Source organism: Alloprevotella sp. OH1205_COT-284, assembly GCF_003859795.1.
Classification (GTDB): domain Bacteria; phylum Bacteroidota; class Bacteroidia; order Bacteroidales; family Bacteroidaceae; genus Alloprevotella.
In genome coordinates this window covers 1-15753 of record NZ_RQYI01000003.1, presented here as the reverse complement: position 1 = coordinate 15753, position 15753 = coordinate 1, and the positions used below count along the sequence as shown (strand labels likewise).

At 54.1% G+C, this 15753-nt stretch carries 15 protein-coding genes; 10 read left to right on the top strand and 5 right to left on the bottom strand.

The window, feature by feature from the left end; translation table 11 throughout:
* The first annotated feature begins 48 nt into the window (after positions 1-48).
* Positions 49-426 carry a YccF domain-containing protein gene (locus EII14_RS01560; RefSeq protein ID WP_124930818.1) on the top strand — a complete coding sequence of 126 codons (378 nt, stop codon included), beginning with the start codon at positions 49-51 and terminating at the stop codon, positions 424-426.
* A gap of 390 nt (positions 427-816) precedes the next feature.
* Here EII14_RS01560 and EII14_RS09245 read toward each other — a convergent pair whose 3' ends face one another.
* A complete protein-coding gene (locus tag EII14_RS09245; protein WP_124930817.1) occupies positions 817-1005 on the bottom strand; it encodes a hypothetical protein in 189 nt (62 codons plus the stop codon).
* A gap of 155 nt (positions 1006-1160) precedes the next feature.
* Entirely contained in the window at positions 1161-1484 is a 324-nt protein-coding gene (locus EII14_RS01550) for a hypothetical protein (protein WP_124930816.1), read from the bottom strand.
* Between the two features lie 141 nt (positions 1485-1625).
* Between EII14_RS01550 and EII14_RS01545 the strand changes: the two genes are divergently transcribed.
* From EII14_RS01545 to EII14_RS01505, 9 genes are all read left to right on the top strand, one after another.
* A complete protein-coding gene (locus tag EII14_RS01545) occupies positions 1626-2483 on the top strand; it encodes an ATP-binding cassette domain-containing protein (RefSeq protein ID WP_124930815.1) in 858 nt (285 codons plus the stop codon).
* Between the two features lie 13 nt (positions 2484-2496).
* Positions 2497-3372 carry a hypothetical protein gene (locus EII14_RS01540; protein WP_124930814.1) on the top strand — a complete coding sequence of 292 codons (876 nt, stop codon included), beginning with the start codon at positions 2497-2499 and terminating at the stop codon, positions 3370-3372.
* Between the two features lie 29 nt (positions 3373-3401).
* Positions 3402-3773: a GntR family transcriptional regulator gene (locus tag EII14_RS01535; RefSeq protein WP_124930813.1), complete on the top strand. Its 372-nt coding sequence runs from the start codon at positions 3402-3404 to the stop codon at positions 3771-3773.
* Between the two features lie 81 nt (positions 3774-3854).
* Positions 3855-4679: a GIN domain-containing protein gene (locus EII14_RS01530; RefSeq protein ID WP_124930812.1), complete on the top strand. Its 825-nt coding sequence runs from the start codon at positions 3855-3857 to the stop codon at positions 4677-4679.
* A gap of 16 nt (positions 4680-4695) precedes the next feature.
* Positions 4696-5406 carry an ABC transporter ATP-binding protein gene (locus tag EII14_RS01525; protein WP_124930811.1) on the top strand — a complete coding sequence of 237 codons (711 nt, stop codon included), beginning with the start codon at positions 4696-4698 and terminating at the stop codon, positions 5404-5406.
* Between the two features lie 24 nt (positions 5407-5430).
* Positions 5431-6678, top strand: coding sequence for an ABC transporter permease (locus EII14_RS01520; RefSeq protein WP_124930810.1), 1248 nt, complete (start codon positions 5431-5433; stop codon positions 6676-6678).
* Positions 6679-6684: 6 nt separating this feature from the next.
* Positions 6685-7929, top strand: a complete 1245-nt coding sequence (locus tag EII14_RS01515; RefSeq protein WP_124930809.1) for an ABC transporter permease — start codon at positions 6685-6687, stop codon at positions 7927-7929.
* A gap of 127 nt (positions 7930-8056) precedes the next feature.
* A complete protein-coding gene (locus EII14_RS01510; protein WP_124930808.1) occupies positions 8057-9160 on the top strand; it encodes an efflux RND transporter periplasmic adaptor subunit in 1104 nt (367 codons plus the stop codon).
* A gap of 27 nt (positions 9161-9187) precedes the next feature.
* A complete protein-coding gene (locus tag EII14_RS01505) occupies positions 9188-10495 on the top strand; it encodes a TolC family protein (protein ID WP_124930807.1) in 1308 nt (435 codons plus the stop codon).
* Between the two features lie 338 nt (positions 10496-10833).
* Here the strand turns inward: EII14_RS01505 and EII14_RS01500 are convergent, their stop codons facing one another.
* The 3 genes from EII14_RS01500 to EII14_RS01490 form a co-directional block, all read right to left on the bottom strand.
* Positions 10834-12627, bottom strand: a complete 1794-nt coding sequence (locus EII14_RS01500; protein WP_124930806.1) for a retropepsin-like aspartic protease — start codon at positions 12625-12627, stop codon at positions 10834-10836.
* Positions 12628-12699: 72 nt separating this feature from the next.
* Complete coding sequence (locus EII14_RS01495; RefSeq protein WP_124930805.1) at positions 12700-13614, bottom strand: dihydrodipicolinate synthase family protein; 915 nt, start codon at positions 13612-13614, stop codon at positions 12700-12702.
* Positions 13615-13729: 115 nt separating this feature from the next.
* The gene (locus tag EII14_RS01490; protein WP_233569330.1) at positions 13730-15532 is read right to left on the bottom strand and encodes a glycoside hydrolase family 25 protein; all 1803 of its coding nucleotides are present in this window, start codon (positions 15530-15532) and stop codon (positions 13730-13732) included.
* Positions 15533-15753: the final 221 nt, after the last annotated feature.

Below are 15753 nucleotides of genomic sequence, written 5' to 3'. Positions count from 1 at the left end.
TCGGCGAAGTTACTCATTTTTCCTCACCCTCACAACCCATTGTATTCTATGCGCATCATCGGAAATTTGCTTTGGCTCGTTTTCGGCGGTTTTGAGACTGCTCTCGGCTATTTCGCCGGCAGTCTTCCTTTGGCCGTCACCATTATCGGCCTGCCTTTGGCTTGGCAAACTTTCAAGCTCGGCCTGCTTGCTCTTTGGCCTTTCGGGGCAACAGTGAGGCGCGATCCGTCTTCCACGGGTTGCCTCTCTTTCATTTTCAATGTGATCTGGTTGCTCACGGGCGGCATCATCACCTGTCTGCTCCATCTCTTTTTCGGCCTGCTCCTCAGCCTGACCGTCATCGGCCTGCCATGGGGACGCCAACATTTCAAAATGTCCGGCTTCGCCCTCTCTCCTTTCGGCCGCGACATCAGTTGGGAAAATTAACCCCCAAAGCCCCTCACTCAAAAGACAGCTCCGCATCAACCATTTTCGTTGGTGGCAACGCGCCATGCGCAACACACCTTTTCAAGCTCTCGGATTGCAGTCGTTGCTGCCTTTTTCTTCATACGCAGTGGGAGGGTTGCACCGTTTGTCGTTGTTCGTATTATTTTCGGTGTCCGATAAAGTTTTTTGGTCTGAAAAACTTTTGTCGGACACTCTTTGTAGGCAATCCACCTGTCAAAAAAAAAACAACTCGTGCGACGCCCCCGTTCACTCCGACAGTGCTTCGAGCCTCAACTTCCCGACTGACCGCTCCGCCGCCCGACCTCCGCGTTCCGCTCCGTCGCGCCTTCGATGAAACCGCCTCTTTTCAACGTTTTCTCCCCTATTTTTTTATTTTTGTCGTTTTGCCTTCGCAAAACGATTTAATCCGATGATTATCAGACGGTTTCTTGCGAAGGCAAGTGAAGGCAAAAGGTTTTTGTATTTTTTAGACATCTGAAAATCAACGCAATACGGTGAAGGCAAAACGAGGGGTTTGCCTTCACCTCCTTCCGCCATTGCAGCACGAAATACGTCCATTTGCGAGGTGGTGAAAGCAAAAAAACGCAACAATCAACTGATTTTCAAAATCTTGCAAAAGGACTTTTCATTTTGCCTTCACTTGCCTTCGCAAGAAAACGGCTGACAATCATCGAATTACCTCGTTTTGCGAAGGCAGTGAAAGCAAAAAGTAATCATACAGGGATACGCGCGCGTGCGCGAGAGAAGAGTTTTTTCGCCCGGTCGGGGGTAGACTTTTCTCCCTCTGAGGTAGAAACGCCTACCTCAAAGGTAGTGGCGGCCAAGTTGGGGGCAGGCGTGTTTTCCCGACCAGCCCGCCCCGACAGCGAACACCGGAAATGGGAAACGCAAGATGAATCTCCGGGCAAAAAACGGCTGTTGTCCGTTTCGGGGCAAAACGCCTTGTCGCCGTCGAGGCGGTTCACGGGCAGACTTGCAACACACCGGTCGCCATGAATGCCTTGTGCCGGAGGCTCTGCTTTGGCGATCCTCAACACTTATCATAAGTTAAAAATAGGAGATCTGCGTCATTTTTCTTCCGATTTATTTGGAGGCCAGACTTTATATTCCTACTTTCGCGGTGTACTACTACAATATTACACAAATAAACCTATATTTCTCTCCCAAAAACGACGGTCATGCTAAACATTCAACACATCCATTTCAGATACCGCGCAGGCGGCGCCAAGGTGTTCGACAATTTCTCCTTGCGCATCGACACAGGCAACATCGTGGGGCTTCTCGGCAAAAACGGAACGGGAAAATCGACCTTGCTTTATCTCATCGCCGGACTGCTGCGGCCGCAACAGGGAGTTGTCGAAATGGAAGGCATCCGCACCGAACTGCGCCGCCCCGAAACGCTGAGCGAAATCTTCATCGTGCCCGAAGAGTTTGAGTTGCCGCCGGTGAGTCTGCGCCGATATGTGGAGACCAACCGCCCGTTCTACCCCCGATTTTCGGAAGAGGTGTTGCGTCGCAGCTTGGAGGATTTCGAACTCACGACCGACATCGATTTGGGTTCGCTCTCGATGGGGCAACGCAAAAAGGCGTTCATGAGCTTTGCACTGGCCACCAACACGCGCCTCCTGCTGATGGACGAACCTACCAACGGACTGGACATCCCCTCGAAAGCGCAATTTCGCCGTGTGGTGTCGGCGCAGATGTCGGACGAACGCACGATTATCGTTTCGACACATCAGGTACACGACGTGGAAACGCTGATCGACCGCGTCGTCATGATCGAGGGCAACCGCCTGCTGGCCGATGCGTCGACGGCGCGCATCTGCGAACTGCTCAGTTTTGAACAGCGGCCTCTCGGTGCCGACACGAGCGATGCGCTCTACGCCGAACCGTCGATTGTGGGCACGGCGGTCATTGCTCCCGGCAACGGTTTGCAACACACACCGCTCAACCTTGAACTGCTTTTCAACGCACTCACCCGGCAGCCCGACCTGCTGCAAGCGGCTCAATCTTCCGACAACGTTTCTCACCTCTAAACCTCCGCACGTCATGCTTGTTTCCTCTCATTTCGATTTCCGCCGTTTCTGTTTGTTGCTCAAACGTGATTTCTTCGAACATAAAAAAGAAAATCTCCGCAACTACCTCGGCTTCTTCCTCGGCTATTTTCTAATCATCTTCGTCACCACCTACGAGACCATCGACAACCCCGCGTTTCATCCGGATACATATTGGTGTCCGGCGGCCGTTGCCCTCTCCCTTTTCACCATCTTTCTGCAATTGCTTTGGGCGATAAGCACCGTTTTCTCCAATCTCAAAACGAAACAGAGGCGCATCAGTTTCTTCATGGTGCCGGCCACGGTGTTTGAGAAATATCTCAGCCGCCTCTTCCAATCGACCGTAGTCTTTTGGGCGGTCATTCCCGTGGCGTTCGTGGCAGCCGACGTGGTCGGCTGGGCGGTGCGCGAGGCTTTGGGCGAGGGGCACGGCCTCGTCACTCCCCACCTTGTGGCCGAAATCGGCAGAATCCTTACGAACGACGGCAAGATCAACGGCTACGTTTTCATACCAACGGTATTGGTCTATGGTTCGCAAATCACCGCATGGTTGGCACTCGTGGGCACATATCTCTTGGGCGGCACGATCTTCCGCCGACAACCCTTCATCCTCACTTCGCTGACGGTGTTCCTTTTCATCATACTTCTCGTGACGGGCATCGGCCTCCTCGCCGCGTTCGGCATAGACTGGCAGGAACGTGTTGCAGCGATCGAAGTCATCGGGACACAAGTGAAAGTGGCTCCCTACGTCTTTCCCGGCTTCATTACCCAAATCGTGCTCAGCCTGCTCTGGACGGTTTTCTGCACGTGGTACTCCTATCGCAGCTTTGCCCGTGCCAATGCCATTGCCAATAAGGTCATCGGCTTGTAAATATTCTTCCTTTCAACACTCTCTTTTCCATGAATTTCCGTGAAGGCCAACCCATCTATGTCCAAATCGCCGAGCGATTGATGGACGAAATTCTGGCCGATCGCTACAAGGCCGACGAGCGAGTGCCGGGCGTGCGCGAATACAGCGTGTTGCTCCAAGTGAACGTGAACACCACGGTCAAGGCATTCGACATCCTCGCTCAACGCGGCATCATCTACAACCGGCGCGGACTGGGTTCGTTTGTGGCTCCCGAGGCCAAAGACATCATTCACTCCGCCCGAAGAGAAGACTTTCTGAAACAGCAACTGCCCGACTTGGCGCGCAACATGCTCCAACTCGACATTTCGCTCGACACCGTGACCGCGCGGCTGAAAGAACTTCTCGATAAGATGCAGACATAGTTGCTCACGATCGGCCGGAAACCTCTCCCCCTCCTTGCATTGTTCATTCTCTTTTGTTTCACTCCTCTATCTCCCCACATCATGAAACGCACTTCTCTCCTCATCGCCCTTGTTGCAAGCCTCGTGCTCATGCTCACCATTGGCTGCACAGACCTCGTAAAGGTAATGGCCGCTTCGCCCGAAGTGGTCGAAAACTCCTCCACTTTCCGCATGAAAGGCCTGCCCTCATTCAACGCCATTGAAGCCCGTCAGGGCATCGAAGTCACGCACGACACGCGGGGCAAAGCGGGCGTTGTCGTCACGACCAATCTAAAAGACACCACCCTGCTCAACATACGCGTGGAGGGCAAGACGCTCATCATAGCCTATCAACCGCAGGTGACCAACTTGGGGCACAAGGTGAAAACCACAGTGTCCGTTTCGGCCGCCGACATCGTCGACTACCAAGCCTCCTCGGCCGCCTCTATCGAAGTGTGCGAAGACTTCTACCTCCCCCGCACCTTGTCGTTTCGCGCTTCATCTGCCGGTTCGATACGTGCCCGAAACTTCGAGGCTACCTCCGTTTCGGTCAAAAGTTCGTCGGCGGCCAACATCTTCCTCGACCATTTCAGCACGCGCCACACGGCTGTGGACGTGTCGTCGGGCGCGTCTGTGCAACTGCAACGCATCGGCGGCGGCAACCTCTCGACCGAAGTTTCGAGCGGAGCGTCGCTCTCGCTCTCCGGCCATGCAAGCGACGGTAAACTGTCGGCATCGAGCGGAGCATCGCTCGACGCTGCCGCCCTGCACCTCAAAACCGCCACCGCCACGGCTTCGAGCGGAGCATCGGTCACCCTCAACGCCGAACAGGCCAACACCGATGCGTCGTCGGGAGGTTCGGTGAAGAATGTGTTCAAACGAAAATAGCCGCACCGATTACGCCATGATACACCTCGAAAACATACACAAAACCTACCACGCCGGACAGCCGCTCCATGTGCTCAAAGGCATCGACCTCGACATCGAAGAGGGAGATTTCGTGAGCATCATGGGGGCGTCGGGCTCGGGCAAATCGACCTTGCTCAACATTCTCGGCATTCTCGACCACTACGACGAGGGCACCTACCGCCTCGGAGGAACGCTCATCAAAAACCTCTCCGAATCACGCGCGGCCGACTATCGCAACCGCATGATCGGTTTCATCTTTCAGTCGTTTAACCTGATCGGCTACAAGAATGCCTTGGAAAACGTGGCACTGCCGCTCTTTTATCAAGGCGTGTCGCGCCGCAAACGCAACGCCCTCGCCATGGAACAGCTCGAACGGCTCGGCCTCAAAGACCGCGCACACCACCTGCCCAACGAACTCTCCGGCGGACAGAAACAGCGCGTGGCCATTGCCCGAAGCATCATCACCAACCCGCAAATATTGCTGGCCGACGAACCGACGGGCGCGCTCGACTCGACAACGTCGGGCGAGGTGATGCAACTCCTTGCCGACCTCAACGCCGAGGGGCGCACGATCATCGTCGTGACACACGAGCGCGGCGTGGCCTATCGCACAAAAAAAATCGTACACCTCAAAGACGGACTGATCGAACACATCGAAATCAACGACCCCGCCGCAAACCGACCTTTCGGAGAGCTGATGAAATGATCGGCCTCCTCAACATCTGCTGTCATGTTTCAAGAAATCTTCACCCACCTTTTTCAAAACAAACTCCGAACGGCACTGACCGGTCTGAGCGTGTCGGTGGGCATCTTTCTGCTCATCTTCCTCCTCGGTGCGGGCAACGGGCTGATCCATGCTTTTGAAAACAACATGAGCATGTTTGCCGTAGACGCCGTGCGGATCTATCCGGGGCAGACCTCCAAGCCTTTCGACGGACTGAAAGAGTGGCGGTTTATCAACTTCGACCAAAACGACATCGCCTCCACGCAGAGGGCTTTGCCGCAACACATTTCGGAGGTGACGCCCATTACCGAAACCGGCCAACATGAACTGGCAAACGATGCCCACTCCCTGAGCGCCTCGCTCGAAGGGGTATATCCGCAGTATGTAAACATGGAGAAAATCCTGCTTCTGGCCGGACGCTTCATCAACCGGGCGGACGTGCGCGAAAGCCGCAAAACGATGGTCATCACCCAAACCGTGGCCGAAGAGCTTTTCGGAGAAGCCGACAAAGCCGTGGGACAATTGGTGCGCGTCGATTCGCTGGTGTTTCGCGTGGTCGGAGTGCGCTCCACACGAGGCGATTTCGGCGAAACGACCTCTTACATCCCCTTTACCACCGCACAAACCGTCTACCAAAAAGCTCCCTATGTGAACCGACTGTTGCTGCGCACCGTCGGGCTCGACACCAAAGAGGCCACCGAACGATTTGACGCCACGATGCGCCGCTCTTTTGCCGCCCGACATCGCTTCGCGCCCGACGACCCCACAGCCGTTTGGATCAACAAAGCCTCCTCCGGATCGGAAGAGCAAGGCAAGGCCATGAGCCTGCTGCGCATCGGACTTTGGACGATAGGACTGCTCACGCTGCTCAGCGGCGTGGTGAGCATCTCCAACATCATGCTCATCACCGTCAAGGAGCGCACCCACGAGTTCGGCATACGCAAAGCCCTCGGCGCACGGCCGTGGAGCATCTTGCGGAGCGTGCTCGCCGAGAGCGTCATCATCACCGCTTTCTTCGGCTACATCGGCCTTGTGGCCGGGGTGGTGGCCACGGAGTGGATGAACCGCCGCAGCGGCGAAATGGTCATGGAAATTGCCGACATGAAATTCTACACCTTTCTCGATCCTACGGTCGATTTGCACATCGCGCTCGGCGCGCTCGGCGTGCTCATCGTTTCGGGACTTGTCGCAGGATTTTTTCCGGCTCGAAAGGCCGTTCGCGTCAAGCCCATAGAAGCCCTCAACACCAAATGAAGCGTTATGTTTGACTTAGACAAATGGTCGGAAATCTTCCGCACCCTCCTCCGCAACAAATCTCGGTCGCTGCTCACGGCCTTCGGCATCTTTTGGGGCGTGTTCATGCTCGTGCTGCTCATGGGCGGTGCCAACGGCTTCAAAGACCTGATGAACCGCAACTTCGACGGTTTCGCCCAAAACTCCTACATCGCCTTTCCCAACAACACCTCGAAACCTTACAAAGGGTTTCGGACAAATCGCCCGTGGTCGCTGGAAACGACCGACGTGGCTCGCGTCAAGAGCCGCATTAGGGGAGCGGACGTGGTCACTCCGCTCGTTCTCTACTGGGGAACCTATAAGTATAAAGACAAGGAGGCTTACGGAATGCTCAAAGGTGTTCGACCCGAATATGCGCAAATCGAAAACCCGAAGATTTCGAGCGGTCGTTTTCTGCAAGATGCCGATCTCTCGGCCTATCGGAAGGTTTGTGTCATCGGACACGAGGTGAAAGACAAGCTCTTTCCGGACGGCAGCGACCCGATCGGCAAATTCATCTCCCTGCGCGGCGTTTACTATCAGGTGGTGGGAGTGTCCTCCAACGAGAGCAACATGAGCGTCGGCGGATCGAGTGGCAGATCCGTGCTCGTGCCGTTCAGCACGCTTCAACGCCTCGAAAACCTCGGCAGGGAGATCGACATGCTGGCCTTGACCGCGCAGCCGGGCTACACCATCTCCGACATCCAACCGCAGGTAGAGCGGTTGCTCAAAGAAATCCATGCCGTTGCTCCCGACGACAAAAAAGCCCTGACGAGCGTCAACGTCGAAACCCTCTTCCAAATGGTGCAATCGCTCTTCAACGCCATCAACACGCTCGTGTGGCTCATCGGCATTGGGACACTCGTTTCGGGCATCATCGGCGTTTCTAACATCATGATGGTCGTGGTCAAGGAGCGTACCACCGAAATCGGCATCCGTCGTGCCATCGGCGCACGCCCGGCAAACATCCTCTCGCAGATTTTGGCCGAAAGCGCAGTGCTCACCGTGGCGGCAGGATTGAGCGGCATCGTCTTGGCGGTGCTCATTTTGGCCGGCGTCGAGGCCGGCATCACGGCCGCAATGCCCGACTCCACACCACCCGATTTCCAAATTTCGTTTGGCATGGCCATCGGAGCGGCGGGTATCCTTTCGATACTCGGCACGACGGCGGGCATTGCTCCGGCCTTGCGCGCACTGGCCGTGAAACCCATCGACGCCATTCGCGACGAATAGTCCTCCCTCTCCCGAAAAGGTACGACGCCTCCACATACACTCCGAAAACTACACCCGAAGCACGGCGGCGCATCGCTCCTCACCACACGTCTTCATCCTCCTTTTTATTTCCAAACCTCTACTTTCCATGAAAAAGTTTTTCAAAATCATCGGCGGCCTGCTCATCGCCATCCTTTTTGTCGGCACGTTCGTCTTTCTCTACCGAAAGTCGCAACCCCAAGAAACGGTCTACGACATTTGCCAAGTAGACACGGCTACCATAAAACGGGTCACTATCGTGACGGGAACCATAGAGCCTCGCAACGAAGTGGCCATTAAACCGCAAATTTCGGGCATCATCGCCGAACTCTACAAAGAGGCCGGGCAGATCGTGAAACACGGAGAAGTGATCGCCAAGGTCAAGGTCATTCCCGACATGCCCACCCTCAATGCCGCCGAAAGCCGCGTGCGATTGGCAAAAATGGTTTTGAAACAAGCCGAAACGGACTTTGAACGGGCACAAAAACTGTTTGCCGACCAACTCATCGCCGCCGAGGAGTTTGAACAAGCGCAACTCGCCCTGAAACGCCAACGAGAAGAACTCGACAACGCCAACGACGCGCTGCAAATTGCACGCGAAGGGGTTTCGGCTTCGACGGCCGCCTACTCCACCACCCTCATTCGATCGACCATAGACGGATTGATCCTCGACATTCCGGTGAAGGTGGGCAACTCGGTGGTGATGAGCAACTCGTTCAACGACGGCACCACCATCGCCACGGTGGCCAACATGAACGACCTCATCTTTCGCGGACACATCGACGAAACCGAAGTGGAACGCCTCGTCAAAGGAATGGATATGAACATCAGCATCGGAGCGATGCCCGACCGAAACTTTCACGCCCGCCTCGAATTTATCGCTCCACAGGTGAACAAAACGAGCAACTCCGCCAATCAGTTTGAAATCAGAGGGGCATTTGAAAACCGCCACAACACGCAAATCCGATCCGGATACAGCGCCAACGCCGAAGTGCTGCTCGAACATCTCGACGGCGTGCCGGCCGTGCCCGAATCCTGCGTGGAGTTTTCGGGAGACAGCACATTCGTGCATGTGCTGACCTCGAAGCCCGAAACGCGCCCCCAAACCTTTGAACGGCGGAGGGTGAGCACCGGACTGTCGGACGGCGTGAAAATACACATCAAAAAAGGGTTGAAAAAAGGAGAACGCATCCGCGGAAACCAACAACCGTAGTTTCAAAATTCGGACAAAGACAACAACATGAAACGCCTTGCTCTCTCTCTCTTCCTCGTGCTCGCCCTCCACGCGGTGGCACAAACTCCGCTCAATCTGCAACAGTGCATAGCGCGCGCCACGGAGCGAAACCTGCAAATGCAACAAGCCGAACTCGCGCGACGACAACAGGAAATCGGGCTTAACTCCTCGAAAAACGCGCGCCTGCCCCATGTCAGCGCATCGGTGGGCGAACACATTTCGTTCGGACGCGGTCTGACGGCCAACAACACCTATGAGGCGCGCAACACCTCGTCGGCTTCCTTTTCGGTCGGCGCATCGATGCCGCTCTACACGGGAGGCCGCATCGGGCACGAACGCGAACGGGCACGGCTGAATTTGGCCGCCGCCACCGCCGACGTGGAACGTTTGCGCGAAAATCTGTCGCTGCAAGTGGCGCAGGCCTATCTGCAAACGTTGTATCTGGCCGACGTCGTGACGCAATCGGAGGAAAATCTACGTTTGGCCGAGCGGCAGGCCGTGCGCCTCAGGCAGGCCATCGCTTCGGGCAAAAAAGCCGAAGTGGAAGCGGCCGAGGCGGCAGCACGCATCGCGCAAGACCGCATGGCTCTCGTGCAGGCCGAAACCAATCATCGATTGGCATTGCTCGAACTCTCGCAGCTGCTCGAATTTCCTACGCCCGACAGCCTCGCCGTTGTCCGCCCCGACGAGAGCGAACTGCGCCCCGTCATGGGCAGCCCCGACGAAACGTTTCTCCTCTCGGTCGGCGATCGGCCTGCGATCCGGGCAGCCGATCTGCGCATCAAAGCGGCCGAACGAGAAGTGGGGATTGCCCGCACCGACTATCTGCCCAAACTATCGCTCAATGCCGGCATCGGCACGAACTACTACAACACTTCGGGCGTGAACAACATGGCATTCGGGCGACAGTTGAAAGACAATTTCTCGCAGAGCATCGGCCTAAGTCTGAACATTCCGATCTTCAACGCACACACCACACGCAACAACGTGCGCAGCGCACGCCTTGCCTTGTTTAACAGGCAACTGCAACGCGAAGAAGAGAAAAAGGCCTTGTTCAAGGAGATACAAAATGCGTTCTACAACGCTCGTGCGGCCGAACAAAAATACAAAGCGGCCAAGGCGGCCGAAACAGCAGCCGAAACGGCATTGGCAGCCGTCACCCGAAAGTATGAAAACGGAAAAGCCAACGGTACGGAATTTGACGAAGCGCGCCACAAACATTTCAACGCGGCAACCGACCGAATTGCCGCGAGATACGAATTTCTCTTCCGAACGAAAATTCTCGACTTCTATCGGGGAGAAGCACTGCAATAACCTTTTTCGTCCCTTTTAGTATCTTTTGCTCAACGCGCGCTCCTCTGCTGAGGTGGCGCGCGTTTCGTCGGGGTGTTTGTTGTTGCTTGCACAGAGGGAAAAAGAGGTTTTACATTGCACTGAAATTGAGCAAAGAGAGTCACAGAAACAACAATGTGACAAGTGAGAATATCTAAACCACGAGTAGAAAAATCTAAGTAACGAGTAGAATTTTCTAAGTAACGAGTAGAAATCACGCCTCCGACAGCAAGCTGAAACGCTACTCAACAAAAATGGGGCGGTGTCGCTCGAAAGCAACACGCCCCGAAAGTTCGTCGGAAGAAAAAAGAAATGAACGATCACCGAATGAACATCCGCGCAAAATCAATGGTTTTGCCCATGAAATCGGCCGGTTTGAGCTGGCGGGAAGAAGAGGCGGAAGAAAAAGACGGAGAAATCTCGACCACCGCCCCCGAAGGGGTAAGCAAATAGGGGCGCACATAACCGACAGAGGCGGTATCGGAAGCAGCATGAAACGTGAGACCGTCGCTACCGAAACCGACGGCCGGCAATCGGGTCAGCACATCGAGTCCGAGCGTGAGCGTTTCGGTGGGCAAAGCATGGACAAGACACAACAAGTGTTTGACCTCGACATCGCCCAACAACAGGTGGTCGATTTGCGCCCACTGCCGTCCTTGCCCGTCTTTGTGAACGGGAAGAGAGAAACGACGCACGATCGAAAGGGGGATTTGAGAAAGCGGGTGAAGAGGCGTTACCTCCGCAGGCAACGAACGGCCGGCGAGAAGTGTGGCAACCTGCCGCCCCCCCACATCAAGATAAGGCACGAAAGCAGCGGAATCGGGCGAAAGCACTTCAAGCGGCGGAAGTGTGGAGGGAAGGCCGTGCGGCAAAGAGAGCGAAAGACGAGGTTCAAGACAACGATTGAGCGTGGCCGTCATTTGCGCCACCTCTTCGGGGGAAGAAGTAAAAAGGAGGGAGGCTTCGTTGCGCAACAGTCCGAAATAGTCGGAATGGGAAAGATAGCGATCGACGGTGAACGGCACATAATCGCGAGGGGCGGAGCGGTGAAGCCGAAGCGTGGAAAAGTCCAACATCGTGCGGTCGGCACGACGCAGTTGCAACGCGCCGAAACAAGAAGACGAGGCAATAGTATCGGGCAGAGCGAGATTGAACGGAAGCGGATCGGCCGTGGTGTCGGCAGGTTGAAGACATAAGCCTCCGTCGAGAGAAAAAGCAAGAGAAACGCCGAGAGTGTCGGGTGGGAAAGAAGCGGAACGACGCTCCACCGACAAATCGGTGTCGGCAAAAGTGAGCGTATGGAGTTGCTGCAACACATGGGTGCCGAGCGAGCGGTTGTAGGGAGCTTCGAGATCGTCGGCAACGACGAAAACCATAAGATTGCGAAGCGTCAAACCGCCGATGTTCAGACGTTCGATCAAGCCCGGACGTGCCTCTGTCCAACCGCGGGCGGTGGAGAGGCGGAGCGTGGCAGACAAGGGAGAAACACCCCACTCGGCGGCATCGGCGGCGGAGATGAGCGTATGGCGATGGCCGGTGTCGATGAGAAAAGGCTGTGCCTCTTTATCATTGACGGCCACGGGGAGCAAAAGCGGCCAGTCGCGCGTGAGCGGCAAAACGAAAGCGTCGCTTGTCCACTCGACCTGCATGGGCGGATGGGAAGCAAAAGCAACGGCAATGCTTTGATAGGCTTTCAACTCTTTGCGACGCGATTGTCTGATGCTGCGCCGACGAGCCCAAGCAAGGCGTTCGTCGCAGTAGTCGCTGAGGGCGGCATATTCACCCAACGAAAGGAGCGCCGCACAACGCTCGCCGGCCAACGCCAACAGTCCGCGCACGTCGAGTTTGCGCTCGTGGTGACGCTCCAAACTGTCGATCAGTTCGATCACACGGCGATGATCGCCGGCCGCACGCGAAAAGGCAAAACGACAATAGAGATCGGTGTGAGGGGGAAGACGTTGGGAGATGCTGTCATAAAGCGGACGAAGACGGAATACGTCGCCGCGAGCGGCCAAAAGAGCAGCCTCGTCTTCGACACTGACCGGATGTGCCCAAAGCAAGGACGGCAAAAACGCAAGTCCCAAAAGGAGAGAGAGGATAAAACTTTTTTTCATAATCGCGAAAAAGAAAAAAGGTCTGCCCCGCACAAAGATTTGCGCAGGCAGACCTCGAAAGGGAATGAAAAACTATCGGTTGCAACGCTCAAAGAAGCCGATGACTTCAAGACGGCGACGAAGTTCTTTCTCCTCGTCGGGCGTGACAGACATGAAAGGCACGCGGTTGGGGCCGAGGTCGAGACCGATGAGTTTCATGATGCGCTTGCCGCCGACAATGTTGCCACGGAAATCGCAAATGACGTCGATGACATCTTGGGCAAAGTCTTGCAACTCGCGAGCACGCAGCAAATCCCCTTGTTCCCAAGCCTCGATGATGGAGGAGAGGCAGCGACCGTTGTAGTTGGTCGTGCCGCCGATGCCGCCTTGGGCACCGCCCATGGCCAAGCAGGGCAGGAGGGTTTCGTCTTGGCCGTGGAGCATGTCGAACTTGCCGCCCTTGTAACGGCGACAGCGATTGTATTCGTAAAGACTCTCGAAGGTGTATTTAATGCCGGCGAAATTGGGAATACGGCCATCGACGGCTTGCAGGAAGTCGTACATCGAGAGAAAAGCCTGATTGAAGGCCGGAATATGATAATAGTAAAAGGGCAGTTGCGGAGCGGCGGAAGCTATGGTTTCGCAGTAGGTGCAAAGTTGCTCGACAGAGGCCATTTTCGGAAAGGGAGTGGCCATGGCACCTATTCCCCACGCCCCGATGCTTTGGGCGTGCTCGGCCATACGACGACTGCTCACTACCGAAGTGGAGCCGACGTGCACAATCACCTTGAAGTCATGGGGAGCAGCGGCCATCCACGCTTCGGCCAAACGGATGCGCTCGTCTTCGGTGAGCATATAGCCCTCGCCGGAAGAGCCGTTGATGAAAACGCCTTTCAATCCGTTGCGTCGCAGAAGTTCTGCGTATTCGGGTATCGGGGCGAGGTTGAGAGTGCCGTCCTCGTGAAAGGGAGTGAAAGGTGCATTGATAAGGCCTTTGATCTTTTCCATGTGATTTTGAGATTGTGAAATGAGAAAACAACAGGTATCCAACAGAGAAAAACCTGTCGCAAGCAAGGACAAAGATAAGGTTTATTTCTCTTCAAACCAACTTTGCCGATCTTTTTCAAGGAGTAGAGGCTCCGGAATATGAAACCCAACGTTCAAACTCTTCTTTCGTTCCGTTGAAGACATTGATATCGACATCCCCATGAATGCCATTGACACGGCCGTCGGGAGAGAGTTGCCAAAGGAGAAGCTTGACGTAGGGTTTGAACTCGCCGTAGCGAGCAATCCAAACATCATATCGCTTCAACGCTTCGGGCGCATGCTCCATATATTTATTGACGAAAGTCTGACTGACATAAAGCAACGGCCGACGCCCCGTGGCACGCTCCACAATTTGCAACCATTCGAGCACTTCGGAAAACAAACGCGCCGCACCGCCCATTTTCCGAATCTGCGCATCAGACGGCTCGACATCAAGCATGGCCGGGAGATCGGTCATACGGAGATGGGATTTTTTCAGAAAAAAACGAGCCTGTGCACGCCCATCACTATGAGTGGAAAAGAAATGATAAGGAGCCGCAGGAATGCGATGACGACGAGCCGATCTCAAATCGGATAAATAATATCGATTGTAAATACTCGTCCCTTCCGTCGATTTGATAAAAACAAAACTGACGGGATAATCCACCGCACCATGTATCTTCTTATCGGACAGCGTTCCCAAATGACGAATCCGAAGTCTGTTCCAATGGATGGGGTATTTGCGTCGTCCATGCTCATGTTGATAGCGCGAAATGTCTATGCCGTATATTCTATCGGACGTATAAACCATACGCTCGCCTTTGAAACGACCATGCTGCCAAATACCGCATTTCACCAATTCATCATCTATCGAGAAACCGAAGCCATGACGACGAAAATCCTCGTCGAAACTTCCACGATAATAAGCACCTCTTCTATCGATCGCCGTTCCGAATAACGGTTCCTCATTCAATTTCACGCAAAAAAGCGTGCCGATCGAATCGCGAAAACGCATAAATTCCATTTCCTGCTTCTTGGAAAACGGAGGAACGAAAGCCTTGCTTTTCGCTCCACAAACAGAAAATCCCTCCCAACGGGGATATTTGTTTTTCTTCGGATAACGCAACAAATCTTCTTGCAACCTTCCCGTTCCCAAAGCCAATTTCCGAAGTCTTAAATCCTCCGGTTGCAATATGGCCAACCCGGTCTTTTGACCCTTTAAGCGATAAGACACGCCATTCACCCGAAAACGAGAATGCTTCACGGCCATGAGTTCACCGGCTTCAAAATGTCTTTTCAAGGCTTCGTACAAACGCTTTTGACGGACAAAATCCGTTTTCATACGCATCGCAAAAGCCATCACCTCATTGTAACCGGCATCTACAACCGAATGCGTCCGCTCATAATACCGCAACTCTTTCAAATACCGCTCTTGTCGGCTCAACTCCTCTTCCATACGCAGCAAACTGCGTTTAACGACATCCGCCAATACTCCGCCGCGAAGCGTATCCTCTATGGAAGGAAGCACAACTTGTATCTCCGCATCTCTACTTACTCGCAAACCGGTATAAACAAGTCTTAATTCGGCCGAATCTGCCTCCAACGCACAGTTTCTTAAAAACGTCACGCTATCCTCTTCGTCTTGTACACGATCTTTTACGAACAACTCCGAAAAATAAAACTTATCCTTGCTCTTGCCGGCAAACACATTATTATTTTCGAACGTGTCATCACTTTCACTCCTACCATCGTTTGCAAACGCATTATTGCTTTCAAGCGTATAATATGTAGCCATTTCCACTTCCACCACACTCCGAACCCAACTCTTATCACGGCGGAAATAAAGTCCCATCACCCAGCAAAAACTGAGAAAAACAAGTGTAATAAAAATCTTTCCCAAAAGACTTTTCATCTTTTCATTATCAAAATAAAGGATACACATTCCATAGCATCAAAATGCTCTAATATATTTATCAGCGAAAACCACTTTGTAGAAGGAGTTCTACAAAACCTCAACAAGAATGATCAAGCGGTATATAGTAAAAGAGCAACCGATATATAGTAAAAGAGCCTTGTTTCTTATATTGAAACAAGGCTCTGAAAATGGCGGCGACCTACTCT